18 protein-coding genes are annotated in these 20,000 nt (G+C 66.7%); 9 read left to right on the plus strand and 9 right to left on the minus strand.

Going from position 1 to position 20,000, the window contains the following annotated elements:
• The first annotated feature begins 4 nt into the window (after positions 1-4).
• Positions 5-931 carry a MerR family transcriptional regulator gene (locus tag A9X04_RS06070; protein ID WP_067918691.1) on the plus strand — a complete coding sequence of 309 codons (927 nt, stop codon included), beginning with the start codon at positions 5-7 and terminating at the stop codon, positions 929-931.
• A gap of 10 nt (positions 932-941) precedes the next feature.
• On the opposite strand, the gene A9X04_RS06075 is transcribed toward A9X04_RS06070, so the two are convergent.
• Both A9X04_RS06075 and A9X04_RS06080 read right to left on the minus strand, forming a co-directional pair.
• A complete protein-coding gene (locus A9X04_RS06075; protein WP_067918692.1) occupies positions 942-1,958 on the minus strand; it encodes an acyl-ACP desaturase in 1,017 nt (338 codons plus the stop codon).
• Positions 1,959-2,123: 165 nt separating this feature from the next.
• Positions 2,124-3,476 (minus strand): salicylate synthase, encoded by a 1,353-nt coding sequence (locus A9X04_RS06080; RefSeq protein ID WP_067918694.1) that lies wholly within the window; start codon positions 3,474-3,476, stop codon positions 2,124-2,126.
• 505 nt (positions 3,477-3,981) lie between these two features.
• Here A9X04_RS06080 and A9X04_RS06085 point away from each other — a divergent pair.
• From A9X04_RS06085 to A9X04_RS06095, 3 genes are all read left to right on the plus strand, one after another.
• On the plus strand, positions 3,982-4,194 hold the full coding sequence (locus tag A9X04_RS06085; protein ID WP_067918747.1) for a hypothetical protein: 213 nt from the start codon (positions 3,982-3,984) through the stop codon (positions 4,192-4,194).
• A 289-nt stretch (positions 4,195-4,483) separates the two neighbouring features.
• Positions 4,484-5,719, plus strand: coding sequence for a sodium-dependent bicarbonate transport family permease (locus A9X04_RS06090; RefSeq protein ID WP_067918696.1), 1,236 nt, complete (start codon positions 4,484-4,486; stop codon positions 5,717-5,719).
• Positions 5,720-5,949: 230 nt separating this feature from the next.
• A complete protein-coding gene (locus A9X04_RS06095) occupies positions 5,950-7,173 on the plus strand; it encodes a sodium-dependent bicarbonate transport family permease (protein ID WP_067918698.1) in 1,224 nt (407 codons plus the stop codon).
• A 3-nt stretch (positions 7,174-7,176) separates the two neighbouring features.
• Here the strand turns inward: A9X04_RS06095 and hemW are convergent, their stop codons facing one another.
• A complete protein-coding gene (gene hemW, locus A9X04_RS06100; protein WP_067918700.1) occupies positions 7,177-8,349 on the minus strand; it encodes a radical SAM family heme chaperone HemW in 1,173 nt (390 codons plus the stop codon).
• Positions 8,350-8,480: 131 nt separating this feature from the next.
• On the opposite strand from hemW, the gene A9X04_RS32220 reads away from it, so the two are divergent.
• The 3 genes from A9X04_RS32220 (at position 8,481) to A9X04_RS06110 (ending at position 11,133) form a co-directional block, all read left to right on the plus strand.
• Positions 8,481-8,606, plus strand: coding sequence for an Ms4527A family Cys-rich leader peptide (locus A9X04_RS32220; RefSeq protein WP_369804534.1), 126 nt, complete (start codon positions 8,481-8,483; stop codon positions 8,604-8,606).
• Positions 8,607-8,716: 110 nt separating this feature from the next.
• Positions 8,717-10,396, plus strand: coding sequence for a nitrite/sulfite reductase (locus A9X04_RS06105; RefSeq protein WP_067918702.1), 1,680 nt, complete (start codon positions 8,717-8,719; stop codon positions 10,394-10,396).
• A complete protein-coding gene (locus tag A9X04_RS06110) occupies positions 10,393-11,133 on the plus strand; it encodes a phosphoadenylyl-sulfate reductase (RefSeq protein ID WP_067918704.1) in 741 nt (246 codons plus the stop codon). The genes A9X04_RS06105 and A9X04_RS06110 overlap by 4 nt, the downstream gene beginning before the upstream one ends.
• Before the next feature lie 18 nt (positions 11,134-11,151).
• Here the strand turns inward: A9X04_RS06110 and A9X04_RS06115 are convergent, their stop codons facing one another.
• The 5 genes from A9X04_RS06115 to A9X04_RS06135 form a co-directional block, all read right to left on the minus strand.
• Positions 11,152-12,240, minus strand: a complete 1,089-nt coding sequence (locus A9X04_RS06115; protein ID WP_067918706.1) for a sulfate/molybdate ABC transporter ATP-binding protein — start codon at positions 12,238-12,240, stop codon at positions 11,152-11,154.
• Between the two features lie 21 nt (positions 12,241-12,261).
• A complete protein-coding gene (gene cysW / locus A9X04_RS06120; RefSeq protein ID WP_067918708.1) occupies positions 12,262-13,074 on the minus strand; it encodes a sulfate ABC transporter permease subunit CysW in 813 nt (270 codons plus the stop codon).
• On the minus strand, positions 13,071-13,952 hold the full coding sequence (gene cysT / locus A9X04_RS06125) for a sulfate ABC transporter permease subunit CysT (protein WP_067918710.1): 882 nt from the start codon (positions 13,950-13,952) through the stop codon (positions 13,071-13,073). Before cysT ends, cysW begins: the two co-directional genes overlap by 4 nt.
• Positions 13,949-14,980: a sulfate ABC transporter substrate-binding protein gene (locus tag A9X04_RS06130; protein WP_067918712.1), complete on the minus strand. Its 1,032-nt coding sequence runs from the start codon at positions 14,978-14,980 to the stop codon at positions 13,949-13,951. Before A9X04_RS06130 ends, cysT begins: the two co-directional genes overlap by 4 nt.
• Positions 14,981-15,302: 322 nt before the next feature.
• The gene (locus A9X04_RS06135; protein WP_067918713.1) at positions 15,303-15,497 is read right to left on the minus strand and encodes a hypothetical protein; all 195 of its coding nucleotides are present in this window, start codon (positions 15,495-15,497) and stop codon (positions 15,303-15,305) included.
• A gap of 53 nt (positions 15,498-15,550) precedes the next feature.
• Here A9X04_RS06135 and A9X04_RS06140 point away from each other — a divergent pair, with 53 nt between their 5' ends.
• On the plus strand, positions 15,551-16,786 hold the full coding sequence (locus A9X04_RS06140) for an FAD-dependent oxidoreductase (RefSeq protein WP_067918715.1): 1,236 nt from the start codon (positions 15,551-15,553) through the stop codon (positions 16,784-16,786).
• 65 nt (positions 16,787-16,851) lie between these two features.
• Positions 16,852-18,888 (plus strand): glycoside hydrolase family 15 protein, encoded by a 2,037-nt coding sequence (locus A9X04_RS06145; RefSeq protein WP_067918716.1) that lies wholly within the window; start codon positions 16,852-16,854, stop codon positions 18,886-18,888.
• A 184-nt stretch (positions 18,889-19,072) separates the two neighbouring features.
• Here A9X04_RS06145 and A9X04_RS06150 read toward each other — a convergent pair whose 3' ends face one another.
• Entirely contained in the window at positions 19,073-19,795 is a 723-nt protein-coding gene (locus A9X04_RS06150; RefSeq protein ID WP_067918718.1) for a sensor domain-containing protein, read from the minus strand.
• Positions 19,796-20,000 lie beyond the last annotated feature (205 nt).

Below are 20,000 nucleotides of genomic sequence, written 5' to 3' on the forward strand. Positions count from 1 at the left end.
ACGCATGGCACCCGACCGCCCGCTCGACCGTTCTCCGAGAGCCGAACCCGGCACCATCGCCAGCGTGCTGCACAATGTGCGGCGCGCGCCCAAGCGCGTTCGGCGCCAGTCGCGCGAATACCGGCAATTGATCGAGACGGCGGTCTCGCAGCTGTTCGACGCGGCGGTCCGTCATCCCCACGGCGACCCCGCATCCGGCGAATACCGGATCGACGACCTGGCCCGGCTGGCCGGCACCACCACCCGCAACATCCGGGTCTATCGCGATCGCGGGCTGCTCCCCCCGCCGTTGCGCGTCGGTCGCATCGCCTTGTTCAACGACACCCATCTGACCCGGCTGCGGCTGATCACCTCGATGCTGGACCGCGGATACACCATCGCGCACGTACGCGAAATGCTCAGCGCCTGGGAAGAAGGCAAGAATCTCGGCGACGTGCTCGGCCTGGAGACGGCGATCGTGGGCACCTGGACCACCGAGAAGCCAGAGACCATGCCGCTTGTCGACGCGCAGCGACTCGTCGACGATCCGGAGGCCTTCCAGCGCCTGGTGGCGCTGCAAGTCATCCGGGTCGACGGGGACCTCGCCACGGTCACCCGTCCGAAACTGATCGAAGCGTTCAACGAAATCCGTGGCTACGGCGTCAAATTGGAAAAACTGATCGACCTACACGAGCAGATCGTGCCCGAAATCGACAAGATCAGCGATCTGCTGGTGCGCGCCGGGGCCGAGCACGTGCTGGATCGCATCAAGCCGGGTGAGCCCCTTCCGGCGGATGCCGAAATCGCCGAGCTGATCACGATGCTGGTGCGCTTCCGGACTCAAGCCGTGGCCACCGTTACCGCCACACTCGCGTCGTCGATCGAGTCCAACATCGAGTCACTGGTGAGCCGCATCCTGTCCGACTATCTGGAGTCCAGCTCGTCGGCCTGAACGTCACGCCTCAGTGTCCGCTCAGGGTCAGCCGCCCCTCCGTCTCAAGCACTTTCCGCGCGGTGATCTTTTCGGTCTTGCGGGCCTCGCGCTCGAGATAGCGCTGCTTGGACTCCTCGAATTTGTCGGAAGCCTGCTCGAGCTCCTTGACCAGCACCGCCAGATCGTCGCGCATCCGCGCGGCCTCGCCGCTGAAGTCTTCGCGTTCGAAGATGCGCCAGTTTCTGAGCACCGGCATCACCACTTCGTCCAGATGGATGCGCGGGTCGTAGACGCCGCCGACGGCGATGACCACCGCCTTGCGCCGGAACTCCGGCACCGTGAACCCGGGCATCTTGAAGTTGCGCAAGATCCGGTGCACCGACTTCATCGCCTGGTTGGGGGCGATGTCCAGGCCCGCCGCGCTGACGTCCCGGTAGAAGATCATGTGCAGGTTCTCGTCGTGGGACACCCTGGCCATCAGCCGCTCGGCGATGGGGTCCTGGGAGGCCTTACCGGTATTGCGGTGGGAAACGCGGGTGGCCAGTTCCTGAAACGACACGTACATCACCGCGTCGAACAAGCTCTCGGCAAACATGTCGCCCTGCTGATTCTGCCCCGGGCTGAAGCCTCGGGTCATTTGCTCCATGCGCAGCTTTTCCAACGCCACCGGATCGACGGCGCGGGTGACCACCAGGTAGTCGCGCAGCGACGTGCTGTGCCTGGCCTCCTCGGCCGTCCAGCGGTTGACCCACTGCCCCCACGGGCCGTCCATGCTGAAGTTCATCGCGATCTCGCGGTGATACGAGGGCAAATTGTCCTCTGTCAGCAGGTTCTGCACCATCGCGACCTGCGCGACGTCGGGCAGCCGGGTGTCTCCGGGCTCCCAGTCCTGACCGTCCAGCGCATGGAAGTTCTTGCCGTCGGACCATGGGACGTAGTCGTGTGGATTCCACTCTTTGAACATCGAAAGGTGGCGGTTGAGCAGACCCTCGACCACAGGCTCCAGCTCGTGGAGTAGCTGCAGGTTTGTCAGATCTTTGGACACAAAGCCCTCCAGTTATGTGTGCCGTCAAGTAACGCACAATGTATCTGTGTCATACGGTTACATAAAGATGACACGCCGGAAACTGCGCCAACTAGGGCCAAAGGTCCCTATGGCGGAAAGGGGCTCAGTGCGCCGCGGTGACCTTCGCCACCACCGGTCAGACGATCAGCGGCGGGCAACCAGATACGGCGCGAGAGTGGAGAGCTTTTCGCAGGTCTCTTCGAATTCGCGCTCGGGCGTGGACTCTTCGATGATGCCGGCGCCCGCTCGCAGCCAGGCCTTGCCGTCGCGTTCGTAGGCCGCCCGCAGCGTCAGCGCCGCGTCCAGGCCGCCATCAGCCGAAAACATCACGACCGCTCCCGAATACAGTCCGCGCGGGCTCTCGTCGAGACGCAGGATCGCTTCGACGCCGTCGGCTTTCGGGATGCCCGATGCGGTGACGGCCGGGAAAAGCGCTTCCAGCACGTCCATCCGGTCGTTCGACGGATCCAGCCGCCCCCTGACCGTAGACCCGAGGTGCTGCACGCTCCCGCGCTCCCGCACCGTCATGAAGTCGGTGACCGCCACACTGCCGGGTGCGGCGATCTCGGTCATCTCCTGCAGCGAGCTCCGCACCGAAATCGCATGCTCGACAATCTCCTTGGAATTCGATTCCAGATCGTCGCGCGCCTGCCGGTCGCGCGCCACACCGCGGCCCAGCGCGCGGGTGCCCGCCAGGGGCTCGGTCACGACCATCCCGTCGTCGCGGACGGCCGCGACGAGTTCGGGGCTGTAGCCGAGCGCGCGAATCCCGCCCAGCCGCAACAGGAACGACCGCACCGGGGTGTTGTGTCGGCGACCCAGCCGGTAGGTGGACGGAAAGTCCAGCGCGAAGGGGATTTCCAGACAGCGGGAGAGGATCACCTTGTGGTAGCGGCCCGCCGCGATCTCGCCGACGGCGGACGCCACCCGATCGCGGTAGCCCGAAGGGTCGGCGGCAACATCAAGGGCGCGAGCCTTCCCCGCGTCGGGCACACCGTCGCCCAGCAAGCCGAGAACCGTATCGCGATGAACCGCGGTCGCGCCCCACAGCTGCACCTCCTCCCGGGTCACCACGATGCGAGTGCGCGGCCAGACCACGCGGGCCAGCGGCGTTCGTGGCGCCAGCCGCTGTTGCAGCCCATAGCGGTACAGACCGAACTCGAACGCAATCCAGCCGAGGAGTTGGTCGGTCTCGAGCAACAGCCTGTCGACGGCTTCGCCGAGAACGGGGCCGGGCCGCCCCGACCACTCTTGCCGCCGGGTCACCCCGTCCCGGATGACGCGCACCTCGTCGCTGTCGAGCTCGACCATCGCGCGCACACCACTGCCCAGCACCCATTGACCACTGCGCTCATACAGGACGTACTCCTCGCCGACCCGCTCGGGCAGCCGTGCGACCAGCTCTGCGGCCAAGTCGGCCGGGTCGACGTGCTCGGGAAGCGGAATCGGTGACGACGTGGAGCCGGCGGAACTCGTCTGAACGCTGACCTCGGTCACGGTTAGTAAATGTAGCCTAACCTATCTAACGGCGCGACGGCCGATCCCCGCCACGGTCGATCGCGCCCCGCCCGCCAGCCAAAACTCCCGTCGAGCTAAAGCGCCGGCCATCCCCCCGCCAACGCGCGCACCCGGACCTCGGCGCCCAGTCCGGTCTCCCGTTTCCGCAGCTGGCAGGGTGCGACGGGGGCCGTCGACGACGGCCCGCCCCGCCCACCAGGACATCGGCGACACCAAACGTTTCCCGACCGTTTACGTCGCGGCCGCACAGCTCCCGGCCGGCCGGCGGTGATGTCTCCTAAAATCGGTGTCTAACCGTGTGAACCCGCTGGCCGGGGGACCCCTGTGGGTGCGGTCGCTGGACAGCTCCGTCGGAGCGTGTAAAGGAGTGGCGTCATGGACTCCTGCGCGGACGTTCGAGGGTTGCTTCGGCCGGACGACGGGCGCATCGTGAATCGACCCGCCTGATCGCTCAGTGCCGGCCAACCATTTCGAGAGGAACACCATGTTCGTAATCCGCCTCGCGAACGGCGAAGAGGTTCAGGGTGGCGACGGGGACGAACTCGAGATCAATCAGGATACGGGTGTACTCACGGTTTCCCGCGTCGACGGATTCGAGGAAATCACCACCCATTACTCGCCAATGGCGTGGGTGTCGGTGACGCACCGGAAGAAGGGCGTCGGGGTGCGGCCGTCGCTGATTTCGTCGAATCATTGACCCCCTATTGGGCCCACAGCAAATACACAGGACCTTCACACCAAATCCACGCCTGCCTCGGCGCCGGCCCACGCTCGCAAGCCCGCCACGCGCGGGCCTCTGACCAGGCAGATTAGCCGCCTTCGGCCGCCTCAGATCGGTCCGACACGCTTAAACGTCGTGCTTTGCATTCGAGTGGCGGTTTGACACCTGCGGGGATAAATTTTGCACGGTCGTCGGGATGTTCGTGGTGGCTCCGCTTGCGGACGGTGCTTTCCCTGATCACCGCACTCATCGAGGAAGGCATCGGATGCTGCAAGAGTTTTGGCTCAACTTCACCCACAACCTGTTCAAGCCGCTCCTGCTCTTCTTCTACTTCGGGTTCCTCATTCCGATCCTGAAGGTGCGGTTCGAATTCCCGTATGTGATCTATCAGGGTCTGACGATGTACCTGCTGCTGGCCATCGGCTGGCACGGCGGAGAGGAACTCGCCAAGATCAGCGCCGGCAGCGTCGGGGTGATCGTGGGCTTCATGGTGTTGGGCTTCGTGCTCAACTTCGTCATCGGCGGCATCGCCTACCTGCTGCTGAATTGGCTGACCTCGCTTCGACGAATCGACCGGGCGACGGTCGCCGGGTATTACGGGTCGGACTCGGCGGGGACGTTCGCCACCTGCGTGGCCGTCCTGACGGCCGTCGGCATGGCGTTCAACGCCTACATGCCGGTCATGTTGGCGGTCATGGAGATTCCGGGCTGTCTGGTGGCGCTGTACTTCGTGGCGCGCCTTCGCCACCGCGGGATGGACGCGGCCGGGAACATGGAGGACGAGCCAGGCTACATCGCGCCGGTCAAGGTGGCCGTCGGGCCCGGCGCCGCAGCCATGCCTCCGCACGGCCAGAGCCTCGAGGAGGCCGAGCATGAGCGCGGGCTGGAGGAGGAGCTGGAGCTCTCCCTGGAAAAGCTCGACCATCCGGACTGGGAGCCCGAGAGCCCGCCTCACACCGCCGGCAAAAAGCCGCCCATCTTCTCCCGGGAGCTGTTCCAGGAGGTGTTCCTCAACCCCGGGCTCGTCCTGCTGATGGGTGGCATCATCATCGGCCTGGTGAGTGGGTTGCAGGGCCAGAAGGTGGTCGCCGACGACGACAAGTTCTTCGTCCTCGCCTTCCAGGGCGTTCTCTGTTTGTTCCTGCTCGAAATGGGCATGACCGCCTCCCGGAAGCTGAAGGACCTGCGAACGGCCGGCCCCGGTTTCATCTTCTTCGCCCTGCTGGCCCCGAACATCTTTGCTCCCCTCGGCATCCTGATCGCTCACATCTACTCCTCACTCACCCATGCCGATTTCAAGCCCGGCACCTACGTGCTCTTCGCGGTGCTCTGCGGCGCGGCCTCCTACATCGCCGTCCCGGCTGTCCAGCGGCTGGCGATCCCCGAAGCCAGCCCCACCCTGCCGTTGGCCGCATCGCTCGGTCTGACGTTCTCCTACAACGTCACCATCGGAATCCCGCTCTACATCGAGGTCAACCGGCTGATAGCCCACTGGTTCTAGGGTTCGCCCCGCCGGGACGATCGTCGGGACCGCCGAATCATCCTGGACCACAGCGCCTTTGACGTGTTCCGATGGCCCGCCGGGTAGGGTCCGATTCCGCTCGTTGTTAATTGTTCGTAAAGACGGGTTGAGTCGGGCCCCCCGAACCGGCGGGTTTCCACTAAGTTCGGTGACGCCGCGCGTCGGTTGCCGTCCCGCGCAGGGCCCGACTGCGTCGCCGGGAGGCGTACATGCTCTACGAGTTGTGGCAGAACTTCATCCACAATCTCTTCAAGCCGCTGTTGCTGTTCTTCTATTTCGGGTTCCTGATCCCGATCCTGAAGGTGCGATTCGAATTCCCCTATGTGATCTATCAGGGCCTGACCATGTACCTGCTGGTGGCCATCGGCTGGCAGGGCGGTGAGGAACTGGCGAAGGTGAAACCGGCCGACATCGACAACATCGCCGGGTTCGTCGCTCTGGGCTTCGCGCTGAACGTCGTCGTCGGCGCGCTCACCTACTTCCTGCTCAGATACCTGACACGGCTGCGGCGCGTCGACCGGGCGGCGGTCGCCGGCTACTACGGATCCGACTCGGCGGGCACCTTCGCGACCTGCGTTGCCGTCCTGGCCGGCCTCAGGATCGCCTTCGACGCCTACATGCCGGTCCTGCTGGCGTTCATGGAGATTCCCGGATGTCTGGTGGCGCTCTACCTGGTGGCCCGGCTGCGGCACCGGGGGATGGACGAGGCCGGGTTCATGCCGGACGAACACGGCTACACCGCACCCGTAGCGGTGGGGCCGGGAGTGGCCGAGCAGCGGGAACGGGCCGAGGGAGACGACGACGTCGAACGCGGGATCGAGGAGGAGCTGGCCCTCTCGCTGGAAAAGCAAGAGCATCCCGAGTGGCACGAGGCCAACCCGCAGCGCAAGAACGCGCCACTGATGTCGGGCGCGATCTTGCAGGAAGTGTTTCTCAACCCCGGACTGATCCTCCTCGTCGGTGGTATCGCCATCGGTTTCATCGGCGCGCTGCAGGGCCAGAAGGTGGTGCACGACCAGAACGAGCTTTTCGTCGCGGCGTTTCAGGGGGTGCTGTGTTTGTTCCTGCTCGAGATGGGCATGACGGCGTCCCGCAAGCTGCGGGATCTCAGACTGGCGGGCAGCGGGTTCATCGTCTTCGGTTTGTTGGCGCCCAACTTGTTTGCGCTACTGGGTATCGTGGGCGCCTACTGCTACGCGAACCTCACGGACACCCACTTTCAGCCGGGTACCTATGTGCTGTTCGCGGTCTTGTGCAGCTCGGCGTCCTACATCACGCTTCCCGCGGTCCAGCGGTTGGGCATCCCCGAGGCGAGCCCGACGCTGCCACTCGCGGCGGCGCTGGGTCTGACGTTCTCCTACACCGTCACCATCGGGATTCCGCTCTACATCGAGATCAATCGGGCAGTCGCGCACTGGTTTCCGGCGAGTTGAGTACTAGCCCAGGACCGTGCGCACCACCGCGTCGGCCAGCAGCCGTCCGCGCGGTGTGAGGACGAGCCGGTCGGCGTCGGACACCAGCAACCCGTCCGCGACCGCACCTTGGGCGCGCTCTTGTTCGACGGGGCTCAACACTGCGCGCGGAAGCCCCTGGCGCAGTCGGGTTTTCAACAACACGTCTTCGGTGTGCAGGGCGTCGGCGTCCAACCGCTCGAATCCGCCCACCGGCAATGCGGCACCGGCCAGCGTCTCCGCGTAGGCGTTGGGATGCTTGACGTTCCACCAGCGGGTGGCGCCGACGTGGCCATGGGCTCCCGGCCCTGCGCCCCACCACTGACCACCGTCCCAATAGCCGAGGTTGTGCCGGCACTCACCGCCTGGCCGCGACCAGTTGGACACCTCGTACCACGACATGCCGGCCTCGGACAGCCGGGCATCGAGCAACTCGTAGCGGTGCGCCAGCACATCGTCGTCGGGGGCCGCCAGCTCGCCGCGCCGCACCCGTCGGGCCAGCGCGGTCCCTTCCTCGACGACCAGCGCGTAGGCGGACACGTGATCGACACCGGTGTCGATCGCCGTGTCGACCGAGCGCAGCAGATCGTCGTCGGACTCCCCCGGCGTCCCATAGATCAGGTCGAGGCTGACGTGTTCGAAGCCGGCGTCCAACGCTTCGCGGGCGGCGGCCGCCGACCTGTTCGGCGTGTGGATGCGGTCGAGTACCCCCAGCACCCGCGGTGACACCGACTGCATGCCCAGCGACACCCGCGTATAGCCGGCCGCCCGGACGGCGTCGAAGAAGTCCGGCCAGGCCGACTCGGGGTTGGCCTCGGTGGTGACCTCGGCGTCGGGTGCCAGCGCGAAGTGCTCGCGCACCATGTCCAGGATCGTCGCCACCCGCGTGCCGCCCAACAGCGACGGTGTCCCTCCCCCGACGAACACCGTGTTCACCGTCGGCCCGGAAAGCCGCTCGGCGGCCAGCTTCAGCTCCGTCCGCAGCGCCGCCAGCCAGGCGTCGGGGTTCACGCCACCCAACTCGGCAGGAGTGTAGGTGTTGAAATCGCAATAGCCGCAACGTGTTATGCAGAACGGAACATGGATGTACATCCCGAACGGGCGCCCGGGGACGGGCTGCAGATCGGGCAGCTCGACCGGTTCCTCGCGAAGTGCCATGCCAAATCTTCCCACGGTGCGCCCGTCGCGGCCGGGGGTCGATCCGGCCGACGAAATTCCGGGTGTTCTTACCGGGGCGGCCGATTTAATCGGGGTTTCGCTCACCGTGAGCCGATATTTGACCTGGTGACATGGGCCCCGATCGGGCATGGCACAATGGGTGCGTGACCGTCGCTCAGCCCAGCCTTCGCATTGCGCTCGTGGCGCGGCGGCACATTGATCTCAAGCGTGTTTGCAGCTGTTGCTGTCTCCCTTGATGTCGTAGACCCGCCCACCTGTACGTCCAGCTGGCATCGGATCTGCGCCGCCGATACCACCGGTGAGCTGCGCTTTCATGCCTGCGATGTCGAAAAGGAGACCTTTTCCAATGACCACCGCCCGACCCGCTGGGTCCCCGAATAAGGCCCGCAACGAGGGCCAGTGGGCGCTGGGAGACCGGGCACCGCTCAATCCCAACGAAGAGATGAAGCAGGCCGGCGCCCCCCTCGACGTGCGCGAGCGCATCGAGAATGTCTACGCCAAGGCCGGGTTCGACAGCATCGACAAGAGTGACCTGCGCGGGCGCTTTCGCTGGTGGGGGCTCTACACCCAGCGCGAACAGGGCTACGACGGCACGTTCACCGGTGACGAGAACGCCGATCTGCTCGAGGCCAAGTACTTCATGATGCGGGTGCGCTGCGACGGCGGCGCGCTGTCGGCCGCGGCGCTGCGCACGGTCGGGCACATCTCGACCGAGTTCGGTCGCGACACCGCCGACATCTCCGACCGGCAGAACGTGCAGATGCACTGGATCGAGGTCGAGAACGTCCCGGAAATCTGGCGGCGCCTCGCCGAGGTCGGCCTGCAGACCGCCGAGGCGTGCGGTGACTGCCCCCGCGTCATCCTGGGTTCGCCGCTGGCCGGTGAGTCGCTCGACGAGGTAATCGACCCCACCTGGGCGATCGACGAGATCGTGCGCCGCTACATCGGCAGGCCGGACTTCGCCGACCTGCCGCGCAAGTACAAGACCGCAATCTCGGGTCTGCAGGATGTCGCGCACGAGATCAACGACATCGCCTTCATCGGGGTCAACCACCCCGAGCACGGGCCCGGCCTGGACCTGTGGGTCGGCGGCGGCCTGTCCACCAACCCGATGCTGGCCCAGCGGGTCGGCGCCTGGGTGCCGCTGAACGAGGTGCCCGAGGTCTGGGAGGCCGTGACCTCGATATTCCGCGACTACGGCTACCGCCGGCTGCGGTCCAAGGCGCGGCTGAAGTTCCTGATCAAGGACTGGGGCATAGCAAAATTCCGCGAGGTGCTCGAAACGGAGTACCTCAAGCGGCCGCTGATCGACGGCCCGGCCCCCGAGCCGCTCAAGCATCCGATCGATCACATCGGGGTGCAACGGCTCAAGAACGGGCTCAACGCGGTCGGGGCCGCTCCGATCGCCGGCCGGGTCTCGGGCACCATCCTCTCGGCGGTCGCCGACCTGATGGACCGGGCCGGCTCCGACCGGATCCGGTTCACCCCGTACCAGAAGCTGGTCATCCTCGACATCGCCGACGACAAACTCGACGAGGTGCTCGCAGGCCTGGAGGCGCTCGGGCTGCAGACCACGCCTTCGCATTGGCGGCGAAACCTGATGGCGTGCACGGGCATCGAATACTGCAAGCTGTCGTTCGCCGAAACCCGGGGCAAGGCGCAGGTCTTGGTCCCCGAGCTGGAACGCCGGCTCGAGGACGTCAACGCCGCGCTCGACGTGCCGATCACGGTCAACATCAACGGTTGTCCTAACTCGTGCGCGCGAATTCAGGTGGCCGACATCGGCTTTAAGGGCCAAATGGTCGATGACGGTCATGGGGGCTCCGTCGAGGGCTTTCAGGTGCACCTGGGGGGCAGCCTCGGGCTGGACAGCGGATTCGGGCGAAAGCTGCGCCAGCACAAGGTCACCAGCGACGAGCTGGGTGACTATATCGATCGGGTGGTACGCAACTTCATCAAACACCGCAGTGCGGGAGAACGGTTCGCGCAGTGGGCGATTCGGGCAGATGAGGACGATTTACGATGAGTGGACAAGCAACGAAACGGACCGAGGCGCAACTGCGGGACCTGGCGGCGCGGGGTGCCGCGGAGCTCGAGGGCGCCAGCGCCATCGAGGTTCTGCGCTGGACCGACGAGACCTTCGGCGGAGTCAACGGGCCGCGCGGCTGGGCCACCTGCAACTACGTGCTGACGTCGAGCATGCAGGAGGCCGTGTTGATAGACCTGGCGTCCAAGGTCCGGCCGGGTGTGCCGGTCGTCTTCCTGGACACCGGCTACCACTTCGCCGAAACCATCGGAACCCGGGACGCGGTCGAATCGGTGTACGACATTCACGTGTTGAACATCACGCCCGAGCAGACGGTGGCCGAGCAGGACCAGCTGCTGGGCAAGAACCTGTTCTCCCGGGATCCGGGCGAGTGCTGCCGGTTGCGCAAGGTCGTGCCCCTGCGCCGAGCCTTGAGCGGGTACTCCGCCTGGGTGACCGGGCTGCGCCGCAGCGAGGCGAAGACGCGTGCCAACGCCCCGGTGATCGGTTTCGACGAGGGCTTCAAGCTGGTGAAGATCAACCCGCTGGCGACGTGGACCGACGAGGACATGCAGAACTACATCGACGAGCACGGTGTGCTGGTCAATCCGCTTGTCTACGACGGGTATCCGTCCATCGGCTGCGAACCGTGCACGGCCAAACCGCTGGCCGGGGCGGACCCGCGCAGTGGGCGCTGGCAGGGGCTGGCCAAGACCGAGTGCGGGCTGCACGCGTAGCCGGCGAAATCGCTTGATTCAGGCCGGCGTCAGCGTGGTCTGATCTTCGCCGGCGGGGCCGTCGCCGCGGTCGGCCGTCGCCTGATCGGCGATGAACGGCATTCGGGTCGCGCGCACGTAGACGGTGTCGCCCTCGCTCAGGGCCAGCGCCTCGGCGTCGCCGCGGGTGATCTGCGCGGTGAAGGGGCCGCCGGTGGCGGCGCTGGTCAATTCCACCCGCACCTCGAAGCCGAGCACGACCACGCGGTCGACGGTGGCGCGCACCACCCCGATCGATTCCGCGGTGCCGTCCCCGCCCGCAATCGCCATCTCGGGGTTGCGGCCCACCCGGATGTCATGTGGCCGAACCAGATTCCCGTTCAGGGTGGACACCGCCCCGAGAAACGACATCACGAAGGCGTTCGCCGGCGCGTCGTAGACCTCGGTCGGCGATCCCACCTGCTCGATGCGACCGTGATTGAGCACGGCGATCCGGTCGGCGACATCCAGGGCCTCCGCCTGGTCGTGGGTGACCAGCACTGTGGTCACGTGCACCTCGTCGTGCAGGCGGCGCAACCACGCGCGCAGGTCCTCACGCACCTTGGCGTCCAGGGCGCCGAACGGCTCGTCGAGCAGCAGCACCTGCGGGTCGACGGCCAGGGCCCGCGCGAGCGCCATCCGCTGTCGTTGGCCACCGGAGAGCTGGTTGGGGTAGCGATTTTGAAATCCGCTCAGCCCCACCACTTCCAGCAGGTTGTCGACCTTGGCCTTGACCTCGGCCTTGGGCCGCTTGCGGATCTTCAACCCGTAGGCGACGTTGTCGCGAACGGTGAGGTGCTTGAACGCCGCATAGTGCTGGAACACGAAACCGATGCCCCGTCGCTGCGGCGGCACCCGCGTGACGTCCGAGCCGTTGATCGTGATCGTTCCGCTGTCGGGCTGGTCGAGCCCGGCGATGGCACGCAGCAGGGTCGATTTACCGGAACCGCTGGGACCCAACAGTGCCGTCAGCGAACCGGAGGGCACGACGAAGTCGACGTTGTCCAAGGCCACGAAGTCGCCGTAGCGCTTGTAGGCGTTGCGCACGACGATCGCGTGGTCGACGGGGCCGTTGTTGTCGTCAGTCATCTACGAGTCTCCATGTCAGGCCTACCTCGCCGCTCGTACTCGGCGGACATCCAGAATCACTTGGAAGATCAGGACCAACACCGCAACACCCATCAGCAGCGTGGACAGCGCGTACGCCCCGTACTCGGCGCCGCGGTTGTACCGATCCGACACCAGCAACGTCAGGGTTTGCGACTTACCCGGCAGGTTCGACGACACGATGATGACGGCACCGTATTCGCCGAGGGTGCGCGCGACGGTCAGCACGATGCCGTAGGTCAGGCCCCATCGGATCGATGGCAGGGTGATCCGCCAGAAGGTCTGCCACCAGCCCGATCCCAGCGTTGCGGCGGCCTCTTCCTGGTCGGTGCCCAGTTCGTGCAGCACCGGTTCCACCTCCCGGACGACAAACGGCAGGGTGACGAAGATGCTGGCAAGCACGATGCCGGGCAGCCCGAAGATGATCTTGAACCCGAGGTCCTTCTCGACGAAGCCGAACGCGCCGGCCGAACCCCACAACAGGATCAGGGCCACGCCCACGATGACCGGCGACACCGCGAAAGGCAGATCGATGACCGCCTGGAGCACGCCCTTGCCACGAAACCGGTTGCGGGCGAGCACCAAAGCGGTCGGAATGCCGAAAACCACGTTCAGCGGCACCACGATGGCGACGACCAGCAGGGTCAGGTTCAGCGCCGATATCGCCGCGGGCGTGCTCACCCAGTCGAAGAACTGACCCAACCCCGGCCGGAAGGTCCGCCACAGGATCAGGGCCACCGGGACAACCAGCAGAACGAAAAGGTACGTGAGCGCGATGAATCGGATCAGGTATCGGACCCTGGGACTCAGCGTCACGCGGCCAGCTCCTCACGCTTGGCCGCGCGCCCACCCACGACCCTCAGCAGGAAGAGCACGACGAACGAGATCGACAGCAACACGATGGATATCGCGGCGGCACCGGTGCGGTCATCGTTCTCGATCAGGGTCCGTATCCATTGCGAGGACACTTCGGTCTTGCCGGGCACCGCACCACCGATCAGCACCACCGACCCGAACTCGCCGATCGCGCGCGAGAACGCCAGGCCCGCACCGGACATCAGCGCGGGCGTCAAAGACGGCAGCACGACCGAGGTGAAGATCTTGGGAGCGGTGGCACCCAACGACGCCGCCGCCTCCTCGGTCTCCCGATCGATCTCCAGCAGCACCGGCTGCACCGCGCGCACCACGAACGGCAGGGTGACGAAGGCCAGCGCCACCGCCACGCCCCACGCCGTGTGCTGCAGATGCAGACCCACCGGGCTGTTGTTGCCGTAGAGGGCCAGCATCACCAGGCTGGCGACGATGGTGGGCAGCGCGAACGGCAGGTCGATGATCGCGTCGACCAGCCGCTTGCCGACGAAGTCGTCCCGCACCAGCACCCAGGCGATGACCAGACCGAAGACCAGGTTCACCAACGCGACCCCGGCGGAGATGGTCAGCGTCACCCGGAACGACTCCACGGCGGCGTTGGAGGTGACCGCCAACCAGAACGCGTGCCAGCCGCCGCCGGCGGCCTGCCACGCGATGGCGGCCAGCGGCAGCAGCACGATGACCGAGAGCCACAGCGTGGCCACGCCCACCCGCAAAGACGTCGCGTTCCCGCGGGACGCCCGCCGGCCGTCCGCCGGGCGGCGCCCGTCGCCGCCCAGCTCGGGCCCGACCGCCCGGGGACCGGGCGTGAGCGCGGCCGTCATCCCGTGGCCTGCGTATAGATCTTGGTGATGCTGCCGGTGGTCTTGTCGAACAACTGCGGGTCCGTCGTCGACCAACCCCCGAGGTCGGCGATCGTCCACAGTTTCGCGGGCGCCGGGAACTGGCCGCGAAACTCGGCCGCGACGGCCGGGTCGACCGGCCGAAAGCCGGCCTGCGCCCACACCTTCTGCGCCGTGGCCGTGTACTGGAAGTTCTTGAAGGCGACCGCGGCGTCCAGGTGTGCGCTGGTGCTCACCACCGCGACCGGATTATCGATCTTGAACGTCTGCGGCGGGTTGATGTGCTCGACCGGCTTGCCCGCACGCTCCGTCGCGATCGCTTCGTTCTCGTAACTGATCAACACGTCCCCACTGCCCTGGACGAACACATCGGTAGCCTCCCGTCCCGAACCCGGACGCAGCTTGACGTGTTCGTGCACCAGCTTGCTGATGAAGTCGACGCCGGCCTGCGGGTTGCTGCCGCCTTCGCTCTTGACCGCGTACGGCGCCAGCAGATTCCACTTGGCCGACCCCGAACTCAGCGGACTGGGGGTGATGACCTCCACGCCAGGCCGCAGCAGATCGTCCCAGTCCTTGATGTTCTTCGGATTGCCCTTGCGCACCAACAACGTCACCACCGACCCGAACGGAATTCCCTTGGTGGCGTCGGTATTCCAATCTTTCGAGATCTTTCCGGCTTTCACCAGCCGGGTGATGTCCGGTTCGACGGAGAAGTTCACGATGTCGGCCGGCTTGCCGTCGAGGACACCGCGTGATTGGTCACCGGAGGCGCCGTAGGAGGTGATCACCTGCACGCCCTTGCCCTCGTCGGCGGCGTTGAACGCCGGGATCACCTTGCTCCAGCCGGGTTCTGGGACCGAATAGGCGACCAGCGTGATGCTCGTGCGCGCGTTGGCCGGCCCGCCCCCGCCGACGACATCGCTGGGACCGCCGCTGCACCCGGCCACGACAGCGACGGTCAGGGCGAACGTGACCATCGACCGCCAACGGGGTGCGATGTCGTTGAGCATTCGGGCCTTCCAGGACGGGGACTTAAGGAGACAGCGGTCCCGATGCTGCGGAAAGGCGCCTCATCCGACGGGAGATATCACAAACCCCATACCAGACCGCACACGGGTTTGGCAGTCAGCGACAACAGTGCACGAAGACATGGCGCTCCACGACACCCGATGTCACCTGCATGGCGGGAAGCCTAACAGGAATCGGTGGGGCCGCCACCGCTCGAGTGCCTGGCGGGCGGCCTGCATGCTCAGTGCGTCAGCAACCACGCGACGATCACCAGTACCACGAGCGCGACGAGAATCAACGTCACGTGTGACCGAGGCATGAGCGCTACCCGGGCGCCTCACCGGCGTGGCGGGCACGACGCATCAGGGCGATGCCCTTGCCGAGCAACCCATCGAGCAGGCCCGCCGTGACCGCGGCGACCAAGAGCACGACCGGCATCACCACCATGGCCTGGAGTACGAAAGCGAGCCCGGAAAGCCACAGCTCGTTGCCGTCCCACCAATTCAGGAACGCGGTCACGGGCTCACCCTATTCGGCCTTGCGCCGGAAAACCAATGTGCCAAGATCGGCGCATGGCTGCCCCGTCGTCCGCGCCCGAGTCGACGGCCTGCCTCATCGCCGGCGGGGGCCCGGCGGGCATGGTGCTGGGGTTGCTGCTGGCCCGCGCCGGTGTTGACGTCACGGTGATGGAAAAGCACGCCGACTTCCTGCGCGACTTCCGCGGGGACACGGTGCACGCGAGCACCCTGGGACTGCTCGACGAACTGGGATTGGGCGGGCGGTTCGCGCAGATTCCGCATCGGCTCATCGACACCGTCCACATGGAGATACAGAACGCGCCGCTGGCGCTCGACCTGACCCGCCTCCCGGGCGCGCACAAGCACATCGCCCTGGTGCCGCAATGGGACTTCCTGGAGCTGCTGGCCACCGCCGCGGAGGCCGAGCCGACCTTCCGGCTGTTGCGCAGCACGGAGGTCACCGGCGTCATCCGCGACGCCGACCGAGTCGTCGGCGTCACCTACCGTGACCAGGCCGGTGAGGCGAAAAGCATGCGCGCCGAGCTGACCGTGGCCTGCGACGGTCGCTCGTCCACGGTGCGTTCGGCGCTGGGCCTGGATCCGCACAGTTTCGGCGCGCCGATGGACGTGTGGTGGTTCCGGCTGCCCCGCCAACCCGGCGACCCACGCGGACTGGCCGGCGTGCTGCGGGCCGGACACGCGGTCATCGTGATCGACCGCGGCGATTACTACCAGATCGCTTACATCATCCCGAAGGGGACCGACGCCCGGCTGAGGTCGCAAGGCATCGAATCGCTGCACCGGGCGCTGGTCGGCATGGTGCCCTGGCTCGGAGACCGCGTGCAGACGCTGACGTCGTTCGATGACGTGAAACTGCTTGACGTACAACTGAATCGGCTTCGGCGCTGGTATGCCGGCGGCGTCCTGTTCATCGGCGACTCCGCGCACGCGATGTCACCGGTCGGCGGCGTCGGGATCAACCTTGCGGTGGCCGACGCGGTGGCCGCCGCGCGCATCCTGGCGGGCGCGTTGCACGCGGGTCGGGTGCCCACCTGGCGGTTGGCGCGCGTGCAGGCGCGTCGTTGGCTTCCCACGGTGCTGCTGCAGACGGCACAACGGGTGATCCACGCCAACGTGATCGCCGCGGCGGTCAGCGGAAACGAACATCGCGCGCCCCTGGGTGTGCGGCTGGTGGGCCGGTCCGCGGCGATGGGGCGGCTGGCCGGCTACCTCGTTGCCATCGGTCCGCTGCCCGAGCACGCGCCGGGGTTTGCCCGACGCCGAGATTGAACCAGACGGACGCCACGTGGGCGAAAGAATGGACGCCGGGCCGCTCAACAGATGATGATGTCGGGATGGTTTTGCACGCCCAGCCCGATGACCAGCCCGCCGACGCCATGCCCGAGGAGGCGTTCCAGGCGGCCCCGGCGGTCCTGCCCTCGCCCATCGACTTCAGCGCGCCGGCGCCGCTCGCTTCCAGCGCGGCACTGCGGAACCCGTTTCCGCCGATCGCCGACTACGCGTTTCTGTCGGACTGGGAGACGACGTGCCTGATCTCCCCCGCGGGATCGGTCGAATGGCTGTGCGTGCCTCGGCCGGACTCCCCCAGCGTGTTCGGTGCCATCCTGGATCGCAGCGCCGGCCACTTCCGGCTCGGGCCCTACGGCGTCTCGGTGCCCTCGGCCCGCCGCTACCTGCCCGGCAGCCTGATCATGGAGACCACGTGGCAAACCCACACCGGGTGGTTGATCGTGCGTGACGCGCTGGTGATGGGACCGTGGCACGACATCGAGCGCCGATCGCGGACCCATCGCCGCACCCCGATGGACTGGGACGCCGAGCACATCCTGTTGCGCACGGTGCGCTGCGTCAGCGGGACCGTCGAGCTGATGATGAGCTGCGAGCCGGCGTTCGACTACCACCGCGTCGGTGCCACCTGGGAATACTCGGCCAACGCCTACGGCGAGGCCATCGCGCGGGCCGCCAAGCAGCCCGACGCCCACCCGACGCTGCGGCTCACCACGAACCTGCGGATCGGGCTGGAGGGGCGCGAAGCGCGCGCACGCACGCGGATGAAGGAGGGGGACGACGTGTTCGTCGCCCTGAGCTGGACCAAGCACCCGGCACCGCAGACCTACGAAGAGGCCGCGGACAAGATGTGGCAGACCACCGAGTGTTGGCGGCAGTGGATCAACATCGGCAACTTCCCCGACCACCCCTGGCGGGCGTACCTGCAGCGCAGCGCGCTCACGTTGAAGGGTCTGACGTACTCGCCCACCGGGGCGCTGCTGGCGGCCGCGACCACGTCGCTGCCGGAAACGCCGCAGGGCGAACGCAATTGGGACTACCGCTACGCGTGGGTGCGTGATTCGACGTTCGCGTTGTGGGGCCTCTACACGCTGGGTCTGGACCGCGAGGCAGACGACTTCTTTGCGTTCATCGCCGACGTCTCCGGCGCCAACAGCAACGAACGGCACCCGCTGCAGGTGATGTACGGCGTGGGCGGCGAACGCAGCCTGGTCGAAGAGGAGCTGCACCACCTGTCGGGTTATGACCATGCGCGGCCGGTGCGCATCGGCAACGGCGCCTACGACCAGGTCCAGCACGACATCTGGGGCTCGATCCTCGATTCGTTCTACCTGCACTGCAAGTCCCGCGAACAGATCCCGGAGAGCCTGTGGCCGGTGCTGAAGAAGCAGGTGGAAGAGGCCATCAAGCACTGGCGGGAGCCCGACCGGGGCATCTGGGAGGTCCGTGGCGAACCCCAGCACTTCACGTCGTCGAAGGTGATGTGCTGGGTGGCGCTCGACCGCGGGGCGAAGCTCGCCGAGCGCCAGGGCGAGAAGAGCTATGCCCAGCAGTGGCGGGCCATCGCCGAGGAGATCAAGCAGGACATTTTGGAGCACGGGGTGGATTCTCGCGGGGTGTTCACCCAGCGCTATGGCAGCGACGCGCTGGACGCCTCGCTGCTGCTGGTGGTGCTGACCCGCTTCCTGCCGCCCGACGACCCCCGGGTGCGCAACACGGTGCTGGCCATCGCCGACGAGCTCACCCAGGAAGGCCTGGTGCTGCGCTACCGGGTCGAGCAGACCGACGACGGGCTGGCCGGCGAGGAGGGCACGTTCACGATCTGCTCGTTCTGGCTGGTGTCGGCGCTGGTGGAGATCGGCGAGGTGGCGCGGGCCAAGCGCTTGTGCGAGCGGCTGCTGTCCTACGCCAGCCCGTTGCACCTCTACGCCGAGGAGATCGAGCCGCGGACCGGCCGGCACCTGGGTAACTTCCCGCAGGCGTTCACCCACCTGGCGTTGATCAACGCCGTGGTGCACGTGATTCGCGCCGAGGAGGAGGCCGACGGGTCCGGGATGTTCCAGCCGGCCAACGCGCCGATGTAGGAGCGGCGATCGCGAGCGCGGCCGTCAGGCCGGGCGAAGCGGGTCGCCGCCGTTGCTGTAGTCGCGATCGCGAGCGCGGCCGTCAGGCCGGGCGAAGCGGGTCGCCGCCGTTGGTGTAGTCGCGATCGCGAGCGCGGCCGTCAGGCCGGGCGAAGCGGGTCGCCGCCGTTGCTGTGGTGGCGGGTCAGCTCAGTGCGCTCACTTTGTCCCGCATGACTTGGGCGATGTCCAGCGCGCTGGAGTTCACGTCCCCCTGCGCGTCCGGTGACGCGCCGGGTGTGCCGAAGAAGTCGACTTCGACTTCGATCAGGCAGTTGTCCCGCACGCCGACGGCCCTGGCGGCGGGAAGCGATGGGGGCGAGAACAGGGTGGGTGTGTTCCATCGCATCGAAATCGTCGCAGCGACAACGGAAACGGCGTTCTGTACGTGACTGACTTGCACTTTCAGCGGCAGACTTCCGCCCGAAATGGGCACCGTCTTACCGTCGCATTCCTGCCACTGCCTCGAGACGCTGGCGAACAGGGCGTTGGCTACGGCGGCGGTGGGCAAGCTGATCGCGGCCTCTTGCACCCTGGTCACCGTCACGGCGGACCCGGCATCGGGCCGCCAGGTCGTGAGCGCAAAGCCTTTCACATTGGCGGACCGGTAGGCACCCGCCTGCATCATCACCGCCACTGCGAGGCAACTGTCGGACCACCCCGCGCCCGTACCCGCCAACAGCTCGGGGCCCCCGACAAGCGGCGGGAAACGCGGGTCGGGCTCCAGCGGTTGCTTGACGATGCGGGATAGCGCGCTCCTGCCCAACAGCACCCGATTGAGGGCCTGCCCGTCGAGGGATCGCGGCGTGAGGTTCGCTGGTGGCCGCGCCGCGCCGGCGACCGTGACGGAGCAACCCGTCGCCAACATCAAGACGACCAGAAGCGCTGCCGCACAACAACGTCGACCCCGACCGCGGCGCTTATCGGACAACGCGGCGACAGACGCGGGCCGCGGCACTTCAATGCGACGAATACTTCCCATGAGCTTTTCGGCTACCTCTCACCCCCACCGAGTTTAGGTTTCGCGACACCACCAAGACGGCACGTACACGTCAACACAGCCCAACCCCAGA

The organism is Mycobacterium sp. E3247, from assembly GCF_001667785.1.
In the GTDB taxonomy this organism is placed as follows: domain Bacteria; phylum Actinomycetota; class Actinomycetes; order Mycobacteriales; family Mycobacteriaceae; genus Mycobacterium.

What these genes read in the sequence shown, in the direction of transcription:
- A9X04_RS06070 (WP_067918691.1), top strand. Translation starts at nt 5, where the DNA reads ATGGCACCCGACCGCCCGCTCGACCGTTCTCCGAGAGCCGAACCCGGC.
- A9X04_RS06085 (WP_067918747.1), top strand. Translation starts at nt 3,982, where the DNA reads ATGTTCGTAATCCGCCTCGCGAACGGCGAAGAGGTTCAGGGTGGCGAC.
- A9X04_RS06090 (WP_067918696.1), top strand. Translation starts at nt 4,484, where the DNA reads ATGCTGCAAGAGTTTTGGCTCAACTTCACCCACAACCTGTTCAAGCCG.
- A9X04_RS06095 (WP_067918698.1), top strand. Translation starts at nt 5,950, where the DNA reads ATGCTCTACGAGTTGTGGCAGAACTTCATCCACAATCTCTTCAAGCCG.
- hemW (WP_067918700.1), bottom strand. Translation starts at nt 8,349, where the DNA reads ATGGCACTTCGCGAGGAACCGGTCGAGCTGCCCGATCTGCAGCCCGTC.
- A9X04_RS32220 (WP_369804534.1), top strand. Translation starts at nt 8,481, where the DNA reads ATGGGCCCCGATCGGGCATGGCACAATGGGTGCGTGACCGTCGCTCAG.
- A9X04_RS06105 (WP_067918702.1), top strand. Translation starts at nt 8,717, where the DNA reads ATGACCACCGCCCGACCCGCTGGGTCCCCGAATAAGGCCCGCAACGAG.
- A9X04_RS06110 (WP_067918704.1), top strand. Translation starts at nt 10,393, where the DNA reads ATGAGTGGACAAGCAACGAAACGGACCGAGGCGCAACTGCGGGACCTG.
- A9X04_RS06115 (WP_067918706.1), bottom strand. Translation starts at nt 12,240, where the DNA reads ATGACTGACGACAACAACGGCCCCGTCGACCACGCGATCGTCGTGCGC.
- cysT (WP_067918710.1), bottom strand. Translation starts at nt 13,952, where the DNA reads ATGACGGCCGCGCTCACGCCCGGTCCCCGGGCGGTCGGGCCCGAGCTG.
- A9X04_RS06130 (WP_067918712.1), bottom strand. Translation starts at nt 14,980, where the DNA reads ATGCTCAACGACATCGCACCCCGTTGGCGGTCGATGGTCACGTTCGCC.
- A9X04_RS06140 (WP_067918715.1), top strand. Translation starts at nt 15,551, where the DNA reads ATGGCTGCCCCGTCGTCCGCGCCCGAGTCGACGGCCTGCCTCATCGCC.
- A9X04_RS06145 (WP_067918716.1), top strand. Translation starts at nt 16,852, where the DNA reads ATGGTTTTGCACGCCCAGCCCGATGACCAGCCCGCCGACGCCATGCCC.
- A9X04_RS06150 (WP_067918718.1), bottom strand. Translation starts at nt 19,795, where the DNA reads ATGTTGGCGACGGGTTGCTCCGTCACGGTCGCCGGCGCGGCGCGGCCA.